The sequence below is a fragment of the Bacillus sp. 5B6 genome, from assembly GCF_000259405.1.
Lineage (GTDB): Bacteria > Bacillota > Bacilli > Bacillales > Bacillaceae > Bacillus > Bacillus velezensis.
This window is the reverse complement of record NZ_AJST01000001.1, coordinates 2,132,536-2,153,938: the sequence shown is the minus strand read 5'-3', so window position 1 is coordinate 2,153,938 and position 21,403 is coordinate 2,132,536. Positions and strand designations below refer to the sequence as shown.

Below are 21,403 nucleotides of genomic sequence, written 5' to 3'. Positions count from 1 at the left end.
AAGTTCATATGCAAGAGCAGCTTCTTATTAACAATCAGCATCCCGTTCTGAAACATCATAAAGCCTATGGAAAGGAACTGCTGCCGGGTCTGGCTTATATTGACCTGATCTATCAGACTTTCAGAGAAAACGGTTTTTTTCATGCCGGCCTTGAACTCAGGCACTTATCGATTTTTCACCCTTTAGCTCCTGAACAGGGAGAATCAATCCTGCTTTCCGTTGATTGTACAGAGAACGGCGAAGGGCAGTGGAAGGTGGAGGTGAAAGGGCAAAAACAAGGTGACGAAGCAGCAGAGACAAAGGTATATGCCGCGGCGCAAATGCATTCCGTCAAGCCCGCCGGCTTCCAAGAGAGCGTCCGGATGGATGCCGTAAAACAAACGGCGGCAGAAATACCGCTTGAGGACATTTACGCGGAATGCAGGGATCAAGAACTGGTTCATTCAGGAATGATGAAAGGCTGCGGAAGCGTCTACCAAACTGAAAAAGAGATTTATATTGATCTGTCGGTGCAAAAGGATCAGCTGGAACATGCAGAAGAGACGATGTTTCATCCCGCATTGATAGATGCGAGCAGCATCGGCTCCAATGTATATCTCGCTCCTTTGACGAGGGAGGAGGGGCAATTATTTCTGCCGCTGTTTTATGAATCGTTTTATTGCGCCGAATTGCTGCAGACGACATGTATCACCAAGATAAAAAAAGAATCCGTCACCCGTAAGAAAGATCTCGTTTACGTGACAATGGAGTTTTTCAATGAGGAAGGCAGAAAAGTCGGCGAACTGAAAAACTTCGCCAATAAACTGGTGAGGGACCCGGAACTGATCAATCAGAAACGGCAAAAGAAAGAACCTGACGGGCGGAATGCCGTCCCGGCTCCGCAAGCGGAACCGGCGCCTTCTGAGCCCCGCCATGCGGAGGCTTCCGCCGGCCTTACTGAACAGTGCATCCTTTATTTAAAAGAATTGCTTGCCGCCCGATTGAACAAACCTGTGAAAGAGATTGACCCGGATATCGGCTACTATGAAATGGGGCTGGATTCTCCGGGGCTGTTGGACATGGTAAAGGAAATTGAACAAAAAACCGGAACGCAGCTTCTGCCGACACTGTTCTTTGAATACACGACAATCGCGGAATTGGCGGGATATTTGTGCGAACATTACGGAGCCGGTTTCGGCCATGCTCAAAGCGGGCATTCAAGTGCTGAGCCTTTGCACCGGGAAAAAAAGAGGACGACCCAAATCCGCGTGAAAAAATCAGCGTCAGCCGGAACGCAGAATGGAGATATTGCGATTGTCGGGATGGCGGGACGGTACCCCGGCGCCAAAAATCTTCGTGAATTTTGGACAAATTTAAAAAATGGAGAAAACAGCGTAACGGAAGTGCCTCGTTCCCGCTGGGATACGAGGACATATGAGCATTTGCGATCGCCGTCCGGCAAGCCGATTTCCAAATGGGGCGGTTTTATAGACGATCCGGATTGTTTTGACGCGAAATTTTTCCGGATTTCTCCGCGGGAGGCAGAAGCTAAAGATCCGCAAGAACGATTATTTTTAGAAACATGCTGGGAAACGATTGAGGATGCGGGCTACACCCCGGAAACAATCGTTCAGCCGAACGGGCCGAATAAGAGAATGAACGTCGGTGTGTTTGCCGGGGTGATGCATATGGATTATTCTCTCGCCGGCGCTGAAGCTGCGGCCAAAGGGCTGGTCTTTCCTTATCCCTTGAACTATGCGCCGATCGCAAACCGGGTTTCATATTTTTGCAATTTTCACGGGCCGAGCATGGCGGTTGACACGGTGTGTTCGTCATCTCTGACGGCCGTCCATATGGCGGCGGAAAGTCTGAGACGCGGTGAATGTGAAGCAGCTCTTGCCGGAGGCGTCAATTTATCATTGCACCCGACAAAATATATCACATACGGCTTGATGGATATGCATTCGAGTGACGGGCTGTGCCGCACGTTCGGCGAAGGAGGCACAGGCTATGTCTCAGCTGACGGCATCGGTGCCGTGCTGCTGAAGCCGCTTCACAAAGCCGAAGAAGATAAGGATCATATTTATGCGGTGATTAAAGGCAGCGCCGTCAATCACGTGGGGACCGTCAGCGGGATTACCGTGCCGAGCCCCGTGGCGCAGGGGGATATGATAGCTGAATGCCTTGAAAAGACGGAGATCGATCCCCGGACGATTTCTTATGTGGAAGCGCACGGAACCGGAACTTCTTTAGGAGATCCGATTGAAATACAAGGTCTTGTTAAAGCTTACCGCACGTTTACGGAGGATCGGCAATTTTGCGCGATCGGTTCCGTTAAATCGAATATCGGACATGCGGAATCAGCCGCCGGGATCAGCGGGCTTCATAAAACGGTTTTGCAGCTGTTTCACAAAACGCTTGTCCCTTCTTTGCACTCAGAGACGATTAATCCGTATCTCCGTTTAGAGGACTCGCCATTTTACGTGCAGCAAAAAACCGAGTCATGGAAAAAGCCGGCGTATACAGAGAACGGCATTGAACATTCCTGTCCGAGACGCGCAGGCATCAGTTCATTCGGGGCGACGGGGTCAAACGTTCATCTCATTTTAGAAGAGTACAGGCCCAAAAGCCCCGGCATTACGGAGAATCAAGAGAGACCGTATATCGTGCCTCTGTCAGCGAAAAATCCGGAGCGGCTGAAAGAATACGCTGCCCGCCTGCTGATGTTTCTCAAAGATGAAGCGCCTGAAGGAAGCGGGCCGCTTCATGACAAAAGAGATACAATGCAAAATCAGCTGGAAAATGCGTTACGCAGCGTTCTGGCGGATGTTCTGCATGTAGAGGCCGGCTCGGTAGTTGATGAACAGGATTGGAAGGAATTCGGCTTGGATGTCATGCAGCTGACACAGTTTTCTGAGCTGATGACGGATCAATACGGGCTGGCAATAGACATGACTGATCTCATACAGCATACTTCCGTCCGGACTTTAGCAGAATGTCTTACAAACGATGAGAAACATAAGAATATTCTTTCCGGTCTTTTCGGTCAGTCCGGCTTAGATAAGCAGCCTGATGAACCTTTTTCCCTGCGGTCACTGGCGTATACGCTGCAAACGGGACGGCTGGCAATGGAAGAACGGCTTGTTTTTTTAGTGAACGATCAAGCAGACCTGATCAGGAAATTAACTGAATTTACAGTACAAAAACGGCAGATTGACGGCTGCTTTCAAGGGCGGTCTGATAGCGGAACGGAAATCAGGGGTTTCCTGAATGATGATCAGGATACGGAGGAGCTGATCCGAAAATGGATGGACAGCGGTACTTACAAAAAACTTGCGGAGCTGTGGTCAAAAGGATTTGAGATAGACTGGACGCGGCTGTATCAGGAGGAGAAACCGCGCAGGATGAGTCTGCCGACGTACCCGTTTGCAAAGGAACGATATTGGATACCGGAGCCCGATCATCCCGTCACTTCCGTAAATACAGAAAGCAGGCTTCACCCGCTGCTTCACCGCAATACATCAGATTTGCTAGAACAAAAATTCAGTACGATACTGAACGGAGATGAATTCTTCTTAGCCGATCATATCGTCCGAAACAAGCGTGTTCTCCCCGGGGCGGCTTATCTTGAAATGGCGAGAGCTGCGGCTGAACTGGCTGCCGCGCCGTTAGCCGCTGAATACACGGCTGAAACCGGCATTTCGCTGCGGTATATCAGCTGGATACGCCAGGCCGTTCATAAAAAAGAGCCGCTGCGTATGACGACAGGGCTTTCCTTGGAGGATAACGGCAATGTTTCATTTCAAGTGTACAGCAATGAAAATGATTCAGACATTTATTGTGAAGGCAGTGCTGTGATTGAGCCGCTGTCTGAGGCGCCGGTTTTGCATATTGAACAGCTGAAAGCGCGATGCCGCAAAAAAGTGCTGTCAAAAGAAGACTGCTATGCGGCGTTTGCAAAGGCGGAAATTGTATACGGACCTTCACATCAAGGAATTGATCACATTTATTGCGGGGAGAAAGAAGCCTTGGCTAAATTGGTGCTCCCTGCTTCCGTTTCTGATGAAGCCGAACAGTTTGTGCTCCATCCGAGTCTGATTGATTCCGCTTTTCAGGCGGCCATCGGCGTTATGAATGAAGATCAAGCGGGTTATCCGGAGCAGCCGTTAATGCCTTTTGAATTGCATGAACTGACCGTTTTTCATCCGTGCAGTCCAAACATGTGGGCGGCCGTATTTGTGACGCATGAAACACCGGCCGTACGAAGAATGGACATTGATATATGTGATGAACGCGGCAATGTGTGTGTAAGGATAAAAGGATTTTCTGCCCGGATGGCCGAAAGTGCGCCGGCCGTAACCGATAATAAGCAATACGATCTGACGGGTAACCTTACCGGAGCCGTCAAACTGATGCAGGTATGGGACGAGGAACCGATAGACAACCAAACCGGCTTCCCCATTTCTGAAGCAAAAGCTGTCATCATGGGCGGTACAGACGGGCAGGCGGACGCGGTTTTACGATTGTTTCCTAAAGCTGTGCGATTTGATAGCAGCCAAAGTGCTTCCGTTGAAGTGATATCTGATCGGCTCCGCCGTCTCGGTGAGATTCAGCATATGATCTGGTTTGCCCCTCAGCCGGCTGATTCTGACAGCCATGATCAAAAAAGCGGGGTGCTGCAAATTTTCAGAGCGGCCAAAGCTCTTATCGGTCTCGGGTATGGAAAAGAGCAGCTCGGGATGACGGTGATTACGCACCAAGCACAGCCTATCACCCAATATGATGAGGTGCGTCCCGCTCATTCCAGTGTGCACGGTTTTGTCGGGTCTCTCGCTAAAGAACATCCGAGCTGGCACATCCGTCTGGCCGATCTTGAAGACGGGGGGGATTTCCCCGCAGAAGACATATTCAGCCTGCCCCGCGACCGTACGGGTAAAGCATGGGTGCGCAGACATCAGGAATGGTACCGGCCTCAATTGCTTCCGGTCCAAAGCGGGCCGTCTGAAAGTGTTCCTTACCGCTATGGAGGCGTATATGTCATCATCGGCGGTGCGGGAGGTATCGGCGAGGTTTGGACAGATTATATGGTGACGACGTATAAAGCCCGAGTCGTCTGGATCGGGAGGCGGCCGCTGGACAGCCGGATACGCCAAAAAATAGACCGGTACCGGTCATCAGGCCCGGCTCCCGAATATATAGCCGCAGATGCTTCTGATCTTCCATCGCTTCAGCGCGCCTATGAACAGATTAAAAACACATACGGCACCATCAGCGGCGTCGTTCATTCAGCGATGGTATTTGCGAATGAAAGCGTAAAAGATATGGAAGAATCACAGTTTCACGCCGGCCTTGCGGCGAAAGTGGATATTTCCGTCAACATTGCCGAAGTATTTGCGAAAGAGTCTTTAGACTTTATTCTCTTTTTCTCTTCGGTTATTTCATATATTAAGAATCCGAACCAAAGTCATTATGCGGCGGGGTGCGCATTTAAAGACGCATTTGCCCATGAGCTTTCCGGACGGCTGTCATGCCGGGTCAAAGTGATGAACTGGGGTTATTGGGAGCGGGCTGACAATCACATTTCTGAAGAGTTTGACAGACTGAGTGCAATCGGTCTCGGGCTGATCAGCCGTGCGGAAGGGATGCAGGCGCTGGAAACTCTGCTGACGCAGCCGATCTCCCGTATGGGGCTGATGAAGCTGACCAAGCCGATTCCGATCGAGGGAATGAACCCTCATGAATTTGTGACTATCTGATTGCCTGTCAAAATGACGGAGCAAATTTAATTTTCTTAGGAGGATAAGGTTTTGGGTAAGGGAGACAAACAAAAAGACCGTACACAGTTATCCTTAAGAACAGAAATAAGCAATCAAATGAAAGAATTGAATCGGCTTTTGCTGCAAGTACTGCGGGTGACGCTGCGTTCAATGGGTCTGACCGGCGAAGCGCCGGCGGCTTCCTGTCTGCCTTTATATGAGCGCTGGCTGGAAGAAAGCATCCGTCTTTTAGACAGCGATTTTAAAAGCGGTGAAACGGCCGCGGTTTGGGAAGAGTGGCATAAGAAGAAAAACGAATGGCTGAAAGATCCGGATATGAAAGCGCAGGCTCTGCTGGCGGATACCGTCATTCAAGCTTTGCCTGACATTTTAACAGGCAAAATAAAAGCCACTGACGTGATGTTTCCCGATTCTTCAATGGAGCTTGTTGAAGGAATCTATAAGCATAACATTCTCGCTGATTATTACAACGATGTGCTGGCAAATGAAGCGTGTATTTATGTGGAAAATGTAATGAAAAACAATCCTGATGCAAACATCCGTCTGCTGGAGATCGGAGCGGGCACCGGCGGAACGAGCAGCACACTGTTTAAAAAGCTCCGCCCCTATCAAAACCATATTCAGGAATACTGTTATACCGACTTGTCAAAAGCTTTTTTAATGCATGCCGAAAAGGAATACGGCGCGGACAATCCGTATTTGACGTATCAGCTGTTTAATGTGGAGCAGCCTGCGGCGGGCCAGGGATTACATCTGAGAACCTACGATATCGCTATTGCCGCAAACGTGCTGCATGCCACCAAAAATATCCGGAAAACATTACGGACGGCAAAAGCCGTATTGAAAAAGGACGGTTTGCTGCTTGTTAATGAACTGGGCGGGCATACGCCGTTTACACATGTTACATTCGGCTTATTAGAGGGCTGGTGGCTGTACGAAGACGAGGCGCTGCGGATTCCGGGGTGCCCCGGTCTTTATCCGGAAACATGGAAATCCGTTTTCATGGCTGAAGGTTTTCATTCCATTCAATTTCCGGCTGAAAACGAACGTCTGCACACCCAGCAGATTATCACGGCGAAAAGCAACGGAGTCATCAGGCAGAGCAGGGAAGCTTACACCGCGCAAAAGCGCCAATCAAACGTACCGCAAACATCCTCTGATCGTCAGCTCCCCATCAAACAAGCGGGAGAGGGGCTTTCGGAAAAGACAGCGGCTTTTCTGATAAGGGCTGCGGCAAAAGTATTAAAAATGCCGGCAGAAGAGATAAATCCGCTGGCTCCTCTGGATGAATACGGCATTGACTCTATTCTGATCGTTCAGCTGACGAATGAGCTGCGGGATCTCGTCCCTGATATCAGCAGCACGCTGTTTTTTGAATACCGGACGATAGAAGAGCTTGCCGCATACTTGGCTGAAACGAAGGAGCGCGAACTGCATGCGCGATTTTCTGAAGAAGTCCGTCATACTGAAGCGGCATCATCCGGCTCTTTGCTTGAAAAAAGCACAGAGTATCTGAAACAGATCGTCAGCGCCATCTTAAAGATGCCGATTGAGGACGTTCAAGTCCATACGCCCCTTGAAGAATACGGGATCGATTCCATCTTAATCGTACAGCTGACCAACCGCGTGCGGGAAGACGTCCCTGATATAAGCAGCACTTTGTTCTTCGAGTATCCGACAATCGGCGGATTAGCGGAATATCTCGTCAGCTCAAGACAGGATGATATGGCTGGGATTTTCAAGACAAATAAAGAAGCCGAAAAGGCGCCGCACACATTACAGAAAAAGCAAAGCCGCAAAAAAAGCGCCGGATTGACGAAGCGCCAAGCGGCATCTTTTTCTGAAAAAGCGCCGCCCGCTTCCGAACCGCCGTCAAAACACCTTGAAGTGGCAATTGTCGGTCTTGCCGGACGGTATCCCGGAGCTGAAAATGTTAATGAGTTCTGGGAACGGTTAAAGACCGGTGAACACGGAATCACCGAAATTCCGAAAAACCGCTGGGATTGGCGGGACTACTATGATGAGACAAAAGGTAAGGAAGGCCGGATGTATACAAAGTGGGGCGGCTTTTTAACAGATATTGATAAATTTGATCCGCTGTTTTTTAAAATCTCCCCGAAAGAAGCGGAGCGCATGGACCCACAGGAGAGACTGTTTCTGGAAACCGCTTATGCGGCCCTTGAGGATGCCGGATATACCCCTGATTCACTATGCGCAGGTAAAAAGGTTGGTGTCTTTGCGGGTGTCATGAACGGCAACTATCCGACAGGGGCCCACTACCACTTTATCCCGAACCGCGTATCCTATGTGTTTGATTTTCACGGTCCGAGCATCGCGGTCGATACCGCATGCTCCTCATCCTTAACCGCCATTCATCTCGCCGCAGAAAGCATCAGAACAGGTGCATCTGAATGCGCGATTGCCGGCGGCGTAAACCTGATTACAGATCCGGTTCATTATATCGGACTTTCTTCTATGAGAATGCTGTCACCGTCAAACGCGTGCAAAGCGTTCGGTGATAAGGCTGACGGGTTTGTTGACGGAGAGGGCGTAGGCTGTATCGTGTTAAAGCCGTTGAAGAAGGCTGTTGAAGATCATGATCATATATACGGTGTCATTAAAGGAAGCGCTCTGAACGCCGGCGGCAAAACGAACGGGTTCACCGTTCCGAATCCGAATGCACAAGGAGAAGTGATCGCAGAGGCGATGGAGCGGGCAGGGATTGATCCAAGAGCAATCAGCTATCTGGAAGCCCACGGCACCGGCACTTCCTTGGGAGATCCGATTGAAATCGCAGGGTTAACCAAGGCTTTCCGACGCTATACGGATGCAAAGCAATTTTGTTCCATCGGTTCTGTTAAATCCAATATCGGACACCTGGAAAGTGCGGCGGGCATTGCTGCGGTCACCAAAATTCTTCTTCAGATGAAACACGGATATCTGGTGCCGTCGCTGCATTCAAAGCAGCTGAACCCGGAAATTGATTTTGAAACTTCTCCTTTTATCGTGCAGCAGAAAACGGCGGAATGGAGACGGCCGGTCATAGAATCTGAAGGAGTAACACGGGAATATCCGAGAATCGCGGGTACATCTTCTTTCGGAGCGGGCGGTGCAAATGCCCACCTGCTGATAGAAGAGTATGAACCGGCTGAAATGAGTTCGGCAGACACCGGCCGTCCGGCGCTTTTTGTTTTATCGGCAAAAGATAAAGACCGCTTGCGCGAGCGGGCTCTGTTGCTGGCGGATGCCGCCGGAAACGGAACAATTACAGATGCGAACCTGCTTGACGCGGCATTTACCCTTCAAGTCGGCAGGGTCCCGATGGAAGAACGGCTGGCGATGGCAGCGGACTCTGTTTCTGAATTGGAACAGAAGCTGACTGCTTTTCTGAATAATGCTCGTTCTGTAAGCGGGGTGTTTACAGGCCGGGGTGATAGTGCTGTCACGGAGACGGAAGGCACAGTCAGTGATTGGACGGAAAAACGTCAATTTGACAGTCTTTTGAATGCCTGGGTTCACGGGATGCCCGTCGATTGGCCATCTTTATATAAAGGGGCGCTGCCGCATCGTATCAGTCTGCCGTCTTATCCATTTGCAAAAGAAAGCTACTGGATGAAGCGGGAAGAACCAAAAACAGGAACAACTGAATATGTGCATCCTTTCCTGCATGAAAATACATCAACCTTGGCGGAGCAAAGCTATCATACATCTTTTACAGGCCGGGAACACGTTTTCCAGAATGTGAGAGGGGAGCGGGTTCTGTCGGCAGCCGTTTATTTAGAAATGGCGCTTGCGGCTTATCATCATGCGGCAGACAGCTCTGAAGAAAAAGAGATATGGATCCGAACGGCGGCATGGACTAACCCGATTACCAGCGGACATCACGGTGCGGGCGTCAATCTCTCCCTTCTGTCTGAAGACGAGGAAGGCATCCATTATGAAATATACAGTGACGAAGAGAAGCTGCATCATTATGGAATCATCGGACAAGGGAACATACAGCCATCCCGCGTGCTGGATATTGCCTCCTTACAAAAAGACTGCCGCCCGCTGTCATTCGATTATGAAACACCAGGCACGTCAGGTGTAACGATCAGTAAGGAGTTCCGCACCGTTGAAAAGCTTTATGCGGGAGAAAATGCGGTTTGGGCGAAGCTTGCTCTTATAGATGAAAGCGGCTGTAATCCGGGATATCATCTGCCGCCGAAATTTGTTGACGCAGCTTTTCATGTCCTGGCAAAAACGGAGCCGTCAGTCCATATCGTGCCTGAAGCGGTTGAAGAACTGCGCGTCATGCGTCCGTGCTCATCCGGCATGTGGATGTATATTAATAAAAAGAATCAAACCGGCTGTGACATTCAATTTTGTGACGAAACCGGCATTGTCTGCGCAGAAATCAAAGGGATAAGAATGAGACAGCGGTCTCAGCAGGATCACGGGCAAGAGGAACAATCCGAGATGATGATATTTGAAGAAATGTGGACGCAGCAGCCTCTGAAGAAATCCATTCATGAAGAGCTGAAAACGGTCATCTGTTTTCTTACGGGAGAAGCTGCCAGAAAGCATGCTTATCAGTCTTTACAATCCCTTTATCCGGGAGCCGGCGTGTTTTTTATTTCACAGGGTGAGGAAACTCAAAAGCTTTCAAACACGCATTATCAAATTAAAATCACTGACGGACAAGCATATCAAGAAACGTTTCGGCATATTGAAACGGCTGCAGGCAAAGCGGATGCCGTTTTATATGGATGGCCGCTTGAAGATAAAAAGGTCGTGAAAGACTATTCCATTCTGTATCATGTGATCCGCGCAGCTGCTTCTTTGCATTTTAAACCGAGGCGAATCCTTCTTTCCGCTCAGTGCGGGACCGATACCGATATCAGTTACGCCGAGTCATGGATCGGGCTGGAACGGTCGCTGAAACTGATCTTGCCGGAGACGGATACGGCCGCGGTTTATTTTGGACAAAAAGGACCGTTAGAAAAACTGATTCATAACGTATGTGAAGAACTTCACAGCGAGTCGTTCCGCAGTGTCATGTACAGTGGGGAAATTCGTCACGTCATGGAAATGAAGCAGACGGATATTGCCCCTGTTGAGAAGCGTGTGATAAAAAGCGGGAAAACGTACTTGATTACCGGCGGATGCGGAGGATTAGGCTTGTTATTTGCCGGATATTTCGCTGGAAAAGGACCGGTTACGCTCATTTTGACGGGGAGATCAGCGGCAGGCGGCCCGGTGCTGAACAAGATAAAGAGATTGGAAGAATCAGGCGCCAAGGTGTTTTACGTGCAGGCGGATGCCGCAGATCAGGCTCAGATGGAGAAAGGTTTGCAAGAAGCGAAAGAGAAAGGATGCGGGCCGATTCACGGTGTCATTCACGCTGCAGGTCTTCAAGGCACTGAAAGCATTCTGGAGAAAGATCTGCAAACCTTTCAGCAAGTCTTATCGCCAAAAGCGGACGGCACCGCAGTGTTAGATCAGGTTCTGTCACGGGAGCCGCTTGACTTCTTCTGTTGTTTCTCTTCTTCTTCAGCGATTTTAGGAGACTTCGGTTCTTGTGACTATGCGATGGGGAACCGCTTCCAAATGGCTTTTGTCCGTCACCGGGATAAACTTGTGAGCCTCGGACTCAGAAGCGGCAAGTCACTTGCAATCAATTGGCCGCTTTGGAAAGAAGGGGGGATGCATGTCGGCACGGCAGAAAGCACCGATATGTATTTAAAATCAAGCGGACAGCGTTATTTATACACAGAGGAAGGACTCGAAGCTTTTGAGACATTATTAGTCCAGCCGTCCAGCCAGTATCTCGTCCTGGCCGGTTTTCCGTCGAGGGCCAAACGCTTCCTGCAGATAGATCAAGGCGAACGGCCGATTTCGGGTTCTGTAAACAGGAACGTCCCGTTTTCAGGAAGGCGGAGTGAAATGAAAGGCTTTACACTGGAAGAATGCGTAAGCTGGGATGTGAAAGAACTGGCGGCGGGGCTTTTGAAAATAGACAAGAACAGACTGACGGACGCTGACAATCTGGCTGATTTCGGCTTTGATTCTATCAGTTTGGCGGAATTCGCCTCTTCTTTGTCCGCTCATTACGGAATTGAAGTGACACCGGCCCTGTTTTTCGGACATTCCACACTGGAGAAGGTCGTCCGCTATTTTCTGACGGAACACAAGTCCGTCATGGAGCATGTCTATGAAGAAAAGAAACTTGAATCCGCAGATCAATCTGTCTTTGAAAAGGCAGGAACGGAAAAGCGAAAGAAGCAGAGGGGAAGAAATAAGCTGAACGCCGGAACCGAGGGCAGTCAGGCAGCTGATTCCATTGCCATTATTGGCATGAGCGGCCGATTTCCTCAGGCGCGCACGGCGGACGAGCTGTGGGACATTCTGTTTCAGGAAAAGGACGTTGTCGCACCGGTCGCAAAAAAAGGCTTCACAAGTTCAAAATGGAAACTCGGCGCTTTACCGGGGGCGGACGAATTCGACCCTTTATTTTTTGAAATATCGCCGAGGGAAGCTGAAACGATGGATCCGAAACAGCGGCTGCTTCTTCAGGAAGCGTGGAGGGCCCTTGAGGACGCCGGCTACGGCGCCGGTCACATCAGGCAGCAGACGATCGGTATGTTTGTGGGGGCGGAAGAAGGAGATTATCACCTTTTAACACGGGACAAAGGCAATGTCACGTCTCATCATAACGGTATTTTGGCGGCGCGGCTGGCTTATCACTTGAATTTATCAGGTCCTGTGATGGCGATAAATACAGCATGTTCTTCGGGACTCGTTTCTGTCCATCAGGCGGTATTAAGCCTGCAGAATAAAGAGTGCACAACAGCTGTTGCGGCCGGGGTGAATATCATGAATACCCCGGACTTTTTTGAAACGATAGATAAAGCGGGAATGCTGTCGGAAAACGGGAAATGCTTCGCGTTTGATAAAAGGGCTGACGGCATGGTTCCGGGGGAAGCGGCCGCGGCGGTTGTTCTGAAGCCGCTGAGAGAGGCGGAAGCGGATGGTGATCCGATTTACGGGGTGATTCGGGCGAGCGGCATCAATTATGATGGGAAAACAAACGGAATTACCGCTCCGAGCGGCGTCGCGCAGACCCGGCTGCTTACTTCCGTTTATGGCCGGGGCCGTATCAACCCTGAAGATATCGAATATATCGTCACACACGGCACAGGTACAAAACTCGGTGATCCGGTGGAAATTAACGCGCTTTATGATGCATTTTCTGCCTATACAAACGAAGAAGCATTTTGCGCGCTCACATCAATTAAAACCAATATCGGCCACACGTTTGCCGCATCAGGCATTGTCAGTCTGATCAGTCTTTTACAGGCGTTCTCCCGTGAAATGATTCCCGCCAGTCTGCATTGCAGCGGGGAAAACCGCTATATCAACTGGGAGAAGAGTCCTTTTTATGTGAATAAAACGGGTAAAGCGTGGCCTTCTCTGCCGGGTAAAAACCGAATGGGGGCAGTCAGCGCATTCGGGATGAGCGGAACAAATGCCCATGTCGTTATGGAAAGCTATAAGCGCAGCGCTTCACCTCATCCGGATGCCCCTGCATATTTATTGACTTTATCAGCAAAAACAAAGGAGGCCCTTCAGGAAAAAATCGAAGATATGATCACTTGGGCGGAAAATGGCGGGCTGAAAGAAAATGATCTGGCCCAGCTCAGCTATACGTTGTTAAAAGGACGGCATCACTTTAACCATCGCGCCGCCATCGTAGTGCAAGATGCTGATGACGCAGTGTATGTATGGAAGCAGGCAAAGCTTAATGAACATCATCCTTATGTGTTTTCGGGAAAAGTACCGCAGCACTTTGCAGGCCGTCAGCATATTCAGGAGCACATAATAGAAGTGCTCGGCAAGTGCAGCGCCTCATATTCTGACCATAGAAAGTATCAGGAGCTGTTATGCGTGCTGGCAGATTTTTATTGTCAAGGTTATGAAATCGAAGGGGACTTGCTTTATGGCGGACCTTTGCCGCGAATCGGCAATCTGCCGGGCTACCCGTTTGCCAGGCAGACGTATTGGGCATCCGATCGTCTTCAGAGAGAGCTTGGAAGCCGGAATTCAGCTGAACGTGAAAAGCTTCACCCGCTGCTCCACGCGAATACATCGACCTTTACCGCCCAGCGTTTTACTTCTGTTTTTTCAGGGCATGAACCGTTTTTTGCGGATCATATCGTCAATGGAAAACCGGTGCTTCCGGGCGCGGCTGCTTTAGAAATGGCCCGGGCCGCCGTTACGCTGGCTGCTGAAGACTTGCCCGGCGGGAAAACGGGTGTCCGGCTCAAACAGATCGTTTGGCTCCGGCCGGTGACGGCGCTTTCTGAAGGAGTGGCGCTTCATGTAAAGCTTCAGCCGGAAGAAAACGGAGACATCGCTTTTGAAGCGTATGCCGAAGGGGAAGAGCCGCTTGTCTTTTTCCAGGGAAAGGCCGTGCTCGAAGAGACGGAGCGTGCTCCTGTACTCGATGTGGAAGCGGTTCAGGCGCGCTGCGGCGGTCGGCGCATGTCAAAGGCTGAGTGCTATGAAGCGTTCGACAGCCTCGGCATCACCTACGGACCGTCTCATCAGGCGCTTGACGCCGTCTATGCCGGAAGCGGAGAAGTGCTCGCAAAGCTCATTCTCCCGCCGTCCGCCCGCGAGGAAAAGGAGCCGTTCATCCTGCATCCGAGCATGCTGGACGCCGCCCTTCAGGCTTCTATCGGCCTCGTGCTCTCAGACGGTTCCGCGTCCGGACGGCCGTTTCTGCCGTTTGCCCTCCAGGATATGCAGGTGTTTTCTGCGTGCCGTGAGACGATGTGGGCGGTGCTTTCCTCAGCGGACGGCGCCTATCATATTGAGCTGTGTGATGAAAACGGTGCGGTATGTGTCCGATTGACGGGGCTCACCGCCCGTTTTCTGGAAGAGGAAACGGAGGGAAAACCGCTCTTGCTTCAGCCAAAGTGGCAGGAATCACCGCCGGGTGAAGGCGGCGGACAAGAAGAGTCTTTCAGATACGTGACGCTGTATGGCGGAATGAACGCTGAGGACATAAGCGGCGCCGTATGTGCGGCTGACGGCGAAGGTCCGATTGAAGACCGTTATGACGCCTGCGCGGCGGCGCTGTCAGCGATCGTCACGCGTCTTATCAAAGAAAAACAGAAGAAAAAAACGCTGATCCAGCTTCTTGTCCCCGACAGGGGGGAAGACAATGTATTGGCGGGGCTGGCCGCTTTTCTGAAAACGGCTCACCTTGAACATCCGAAGCTGTACGGCCAAGTCATCCAAGCCGATCCGGACGAGTCAGCATCAGCGCTTCTTGCCAAGCTGAAAGAAAACCGGGCGCATCCTGAACAAGCGGAAATCCGTTATGAAGACGGCAAACGTCTCGTCAGAAACTGGCGTCATCTGCCGGCGCCTCAAAGCGGCGCCGTTCCGTGGAAAGACGAAGGGGTCTACCTCCTCACCGGGGGAGCGGGCGGCATCGGCCTGATTTTCGCTGAAGAAATAGCCTCCCGCGTCAAAAACGCCGTCCTCGTTTTAACGGGGAGGGCAGAAGTGCTTGATGAAGAGCGCTCCGCCCGCTTACGGCGCTTGGAAGCGTCGGGTGCCCGCGTATTTTATCAACCGGTTGACGTGACAGACAGGGCGGCGGTCATCGCCCTCGTCCGCGGCATACAGGAGGAGCACGGAACACTCGACGGGATCATTCACGGCGCAGGCGTGATCGCTGACAACTACATTCTGAACCAGACAGAAAACGAACGGAAGGCCGTCATGGCGCCGAAAGTGAAAGGGCTTATCAATCTTGATGAAGCAGCGAAAGATGTGCGGCTGGACTTTTTCATTCTGTTTTCTTCCTTGGCGGGAGGCATGGGAAATCCGGGGCAGGCCGGTTATGCGGCAGCCAACGCATTTTTGGATGTTTATGCAGCCCGCCGGAACCGTCTCGTGCGGGACAACGAGCGGAGCGGGCAGACCCTGTCCGTCAACTGGCCGCTTTGGGAAGAGGGCGGTATGCGTGTGGACAAAGAGACCGAACGACTGATGTATGAACAGACCGGAATGAAAGCCATGCGATCGGCCTCAGGCATCCAGGCGCTGTACGCCGCTTTTGCCTCCGGAGAACACCAGGTCATGGTGGCAGAAGGCGACGAAAAACGGATCCGCAGCCATATTTTCGATCTGGGCGAAGAACAAAGCGCCGCCGGAAAAGCTCCTGCAGAGACAGATGCAAGAGATCTGAAAGATCGGGTTCAAGAGAAACTAAAGCGGCATGTATCAGATCTTTTAAAGGTAAGCATGAAAGATATTGAGGCTGACAGCGAACTGACGGAATACGGATTTGATTCGATCATTTTCACTGAATTTACAAATCTATTAAATCGGTCTTATCAGCTTGAGCTCAGCCCGACTATCTTCTTTGAATTTCCGACATTGCGCAAACTGAGCGGCCATTTGATATCTGAATGGAAAGAAGCATTCAGCGGCTTAGAAAGAGAGAGTTTAAAAACCGCTCCAAAAGCCGGGAAAAGAAAAGCTGAAACTCCGGCGGCCGTTCATGTCAAGCGGGAAACGCCCGTATCCGTAAAAGGAAAATCAGAAGAAAAAACCGAACCGATAGCCATTATCGGAATCAGCGGTATTTTTCCGCAGGCGAAAGACATAGATGAATTCTGGACACGTTTACAAAAAGGGGAGCATTGCATCACAGAAATTCCCCGAGATCGCTGGGATTGGCGCGAATATTACGGCGATCCGGCAGCGGATGCAAATAAAACGTCAATTAAATGGGGCGGTTTTATAGATGGAATCGCCGGGTTTGACCCGCTGTTTTTCGGGATATCTCCGAAAGAAGCTGAAATGATGGATCCTCAGCAGCGTCTATTAATGATGTATGTGTGGAAAGCCATTGAAGACGCGGGGTACTCAGCAAAACGGATTGCCGGAACAAAAACCGGCATTTTCACCGGCACATTGGGAAGCGGATATCAAACCTTAATCAATAAGGCGGGTCTTCCTGTCGAGGGGTATACGATGACCGGAATCGTGCCGTCCGTCGGGCCGAACCGGATGAGTTATTTTCTTGATATCCACGGGCCGAGCGAGCCGGTAGAAACCGCTTGTTCAAGCTCTTTAGTCGCCATTCACCGCGCGGTAAAAGCCATTGAAACGGGAGATTGTGATATGGCGGTCGCAGGGGGCGTCAACACGATCGTCACGCCTGAAGGGCATATCGGTTTTCAAAAAGCAGGCATGCTCAGTGAAGACGGGCGCTGCAAAACATTTTCCGATCAGGCTGACGGTTATGTCAGAGGAGAAGGTGCCGGCATGATTGTCTTGAAAAAGCTTTCAGAGGCTGAGCGTGACAGGGATCACATCTACGGCCTCATCCGCGGTACAGCGGAAAATCACGGCGGACGCTCAGCGTCACTTACCGCGCCGAATCCGCAGGCTCAGACGGATGTGCTGAAAAGCGCTTATCAAAAAGCCGGTATTCACCCGTCAACCATCACTTATATAGAAGCGCACGGAACAGGGACGGCACTCGGCGATCCGATTGAAATCAATGCATTGAAAAAAGCTTTCCAAACAGACGGGGCTCCGGGCGGATATTGCGGGATAGGCTCAGTGAAGACAAATATCGGACATTTGGAGCTCGCAGCAGGTATTGCGGGCGTTATCAAAGTATTGATGCAGCTGAAACATCGGACGCTCGCCAAAAGTCTGTATTGCGAGAACATCAATCCCCATATCAAATTGAAGGACAGCCCGTTTTACATTGTGACAGAAACAAAGGAGTGGGAAGCGCTGCGTGATGAAAACGGCCGGGTCCTGCCCCGCCGGGCGGGTGTAAGCTCATTCGGTTTCGGAGGTGTCAATGCGCATATCGTTATTGAAGAATACATGGGCAAAAGTGAGACGGAACAGCAGGAAACCCCTGAGAAAGCGTCATCTCTTTTTGTTTTGTCGGCTAAAAATGAAGAGCGGCTGAAAGAAAGAGCGCGTCTCCTTCGCGATTTTATCCAAAACGGATCATCCCGCCATATCGATCTTGCAGATGCCGCATACACACTGCAGACCGGACGGGATGCGATGGAAGCGAGGCTGGGAATCATCGCAGGCTCCGCAGAGGAACTGACTGAAAAACTGAACGCGTTTCTGTTGGGAAAAAACAGCGAAGATATCATCAGCGGCCGTAAAAAACGCGAGAATAACACGATCTCCATGTTCTCAGACGATGAAGACGCTGCTGACCTCGTCAGCGCCTGGCTTGAGAAAAAGAAATACAGGAAAGTGCTGCGGCTCTGGGCAAACGGATTTGACACGGATTGGGAGCAGCTGTATACGGACAGTAAGCCGCGCCGCATCAGCCTGCCCTCCTATCCGTTCAGAGCAGACCGCTATTGGGTGCCGAAACGGGAGCAGCTGCCGCTTTCGAATCAAAAAACATTATTATTGCAAAAAACATGGAAACCGTGCGAGGCAGTGTCTTCATCCGAGCCGTTCAACAGCAAAATAGCGCTCATCGTCTCCGAGGATACAAAAGACCTTGCCGCCGAGGTGAAAAAACAGCTGAATGATGCTGACATTGTGCAGGAAAATCAGCTCATCTCTTTCTTACAGGATCCGAATGCGGCCATCTATTCGGGGTTTATTGACTTCACCGGCTGCGGCTCCCGACAAAAGCGGCAGGACATCAGCTGGGTGGCATCGCTGCAGCAGCTGATTGAATACGGCCGCGGACAAGAAAACATGAAAATGCTTTATCTTACAAAAGGGCTTGAATCCTTCAAAAATAAGGCGGCCGCTATGCATGGTATTGAAAAAGCGGGGCTTTATCGCATGCTGCGGCATGAATACAGCCATATTCTCACCTGTCACGCCGATATTGATCCTGAAGAGCCGCTGGAGCAGACAGCCGCTTTTATTAAACAAGAAATTGAATCAGACTTAACGGAATCTGCTGTTTGCTGCAGGGACGGCATGCGCTTCAGCTATGTTCTTCGGCAGACTGATCAGATTGAACCAGAAGCCGTGCAAACAGACCGGACTGTGTTTCCAAAAGACGCCGTCCTGATGATAACCGGAGGAACGCGCGGACTCGGCGCTTTATGCGCCAAGCACTTCGTTTCCGCATACGGTGTGAAGAAACTGCTTTTGACAGGCAGAAAGGAGCTGCCGCCGAAAACCGAGTGGGATCTTGAGCAGACAGACCCTGTCGTTTCGGAAAAAATACAGCTTATCCGGCAGCTGGAATCACAAGGCGTAGAAGTGTGCGTCTCAGCAGTTGATCTGACGGATAAGCAGGCAGTCGGACGGCTTATAAAAGAGGTAACCTCAACGCTCGGACCTGTCGGAGGCATTCTGCATTGCGCGGGAATTGCGGACCGTGAAAATCCTGCTTTTCTCCGCAAATCCAAAGACAGTATTGCCCGGGTGCTCGCCCCGAAAGCAGACGGCCTTCACAGTCTGTATGAGAGTGTAAAGGATGATGCGCCGGCATTTTTCGTCCTGTTTTCATCTGTCTCGGCAGCCGTCCCGATTCTTGCGGCGGGTCAGAGCGATTATGCGATGGCAAATTCTTATATGGACTATTTTGCAGAAAACAATGAGAGCGGCATCATCAGCATACAATGGCCGGCATGGGATGAGACGGGCATGAGCAGGGATACAAAAAGCGGGATATATCAGCAAACGGGATTGCTGCGGCATTCTGACGCGGAAGGTCTCAAGATGCTTGATTACATTTTAAGAGAAAGACCCGGAGCTGTCGTGCTGCCGGCACAAGTGAAACATGATTGGGACATCAAAGCGCTGGAAAACGCCAAGCCAGCCGCCCATAAAGAAATGAGAACAGCTTCCAAACCTCCTGAAACAAAAAAACGGGACCATAACCGGATTGATATTCAATCTTGGCTGAGGTCGCTTTTGGCAAAAGAGCTGAGTATCGATGAAACGCATATGGATATCGATGTGCCTTTTCAGGAATACGGAATGGATTCTATCTTTCTGGCACAAGTGCTGACAAAGATTGATCAAAAACTGCCGTCCGTTTCAATTGATCCGACTGTCCTTCTGGAACACCCTACCATAGAACAGCTCGCGGATTATTTAGCCGCACATTGTCCGGAAGCTTTTTCGGCAGATGCAGCGGTTCCCGCGGAGAAGTTCCCTTTGCAGAAGACGCCGAAACGGAGCAAAAAAACGGCAGATAAGCCTGAGAAACGGGGAAAGGTTGCGATCATCGGCATGGCCTGTCATTTTCCGAAAGCGGGGGATATAAAAGAATTTTGGAAGAATCTCCGCAGCGGAACGGATGCCGTCACTGAAGTTCCGCCGGACAGATGGAACGCCGGGGAACACTATCAGCCGGGTGAATATCAAGAGGGAAAAAGCATCAGTAAATGGGGCGGTTTTATTCACGATATTGATCAATTTGACCCGGAGTATTTTAATATTTCAGAAACGCTGGCACCGATGATAGACCCGCTGCAAAGGCAGTGGCTCGAAGTGAGCGCGGAAGCTTTGGCCGATGCCGGTTATCAAAAAGAGGATCTGTGGGGCCGCCGTATCGGCGTTTTTGCCGGTGCAAGGGCAGGTGCGTTTCATCAGAAATTTCAATATTTGCAAAAAGACGCGATTATTGGCGCGGGACAAAATTTTATTACCGCACATATGGCGCACATTTATAACTTTACAGGGCCCAACCTGGTCGTAGATACGGCCTGCTCCAGTTCGCTAACGGCAATTCATTTGGCCGTGCAGGCTATTCAAAATGGAGAAGCGGAAGCGGCCTTTGCGGGCGGGGTTGACATTTTGCTTGATGAAAAACCTTTTCTCACAATGAGCGCGGCGAGAATCTTATCGCCAAACGGCCGTTCAAAATCTTTCGATGCCGATGCGGACGGAACAGGAATCGGAGAGGGCTGCGGTGTGCTGATGCTGAAGCCGCTCGAAAAAGCGATAGAAGACGAAGATAAAATATACGGCGTTATTGACGGCTCTGCGATAAATAATGACGGCAGCACAATGGGCGTGACGACGCCGAATCCCCGGGCGCAACAGGACTTGATTGAGCAGGCGGTTCAATCAGCGGAAATCGAGCCGGACACCATGACATACGTAGAGACGCACGGAACCGGTACATTGATCGGCGACCCGATTGAATTAAAGGGATTAACCAATGTCTTGTCTGCTTATTCCGATGAAAAACAATTTTGCGGTGTAGGAAGCGTCAAAAGCAATATCGGCCACTTGCTGAGTGCGGCGGGCGCGGCGGGAATCATCAAAGTTTTGCTGGCGATTGCCAATGAAGAATTGCCGCCGACTTTGCATTGCCATAAACCGAACCCCCGCTTTCAATTTAATGATTCGCCGCTTTATCCTGTGCTTGAGCTGAAGCGGTGGGACGGAAAAAAAGAGATACTCAGGGCCGGGGTCAGCGCGTTCGGTTTGGGCGGGAATAACGCCCATATCATTGTCAGCAACGAAGGAATTCCGAAAGAGCGAAAAGCGACCATGGAACCGAAAGGCGTCCAGACAGTATACCGAAAACAGCGGTATTGGCCTGAAAAAGCACAGTTGCCCGAAGCGGAAGAAAATGAGGCGGGCACAGAAGCAATGTTTGAAATAAGCGAGGTGTGATA

Annotated in this window: 2 protein-coding genes; both read left to right on the top strand. The window is 50.7% G+C overall.

Annotated elements, in window-relative coordinates:
• Positions 1 to 8: 8 nt before the first annotated feature.
• On the top strand, positions 9 to 5,735 hold the full coding sequence (locus tag MY7_RS09955) for a type I polyketide synthase (protein ID WP_007612409.1): 5,727 nt from the start codon (positions 9 to 11) through the stop codon (positions 5,733 to 5,735).
• Between the two features lie 51 nt (positions 5,736 to 5,786).
• Positions 5,787 to 21,401, top strand: a complete 15,615-nt coding sequence (locus tag MY7_RS09950; RefSeq protein WP_033897670.1) for an SDR family NAD(P)-dependent oxidoreductase — start codon at positions 5,787 to 5,789, stop codon at positions 21,399 to 21,401.
• Positions 21,402 to 21,403 lie beyond the last annotated feature (2 nt).

Excerpts from the sequence above, each read along its gene's own strand:
- MY7_RS09955 (WP_007612409.1), top strand. The coding sequence starts at position 9 with ATGCAAGAGCAGCTTCTTATTAACAATCAGCATCCCGTTCTGAAACAT.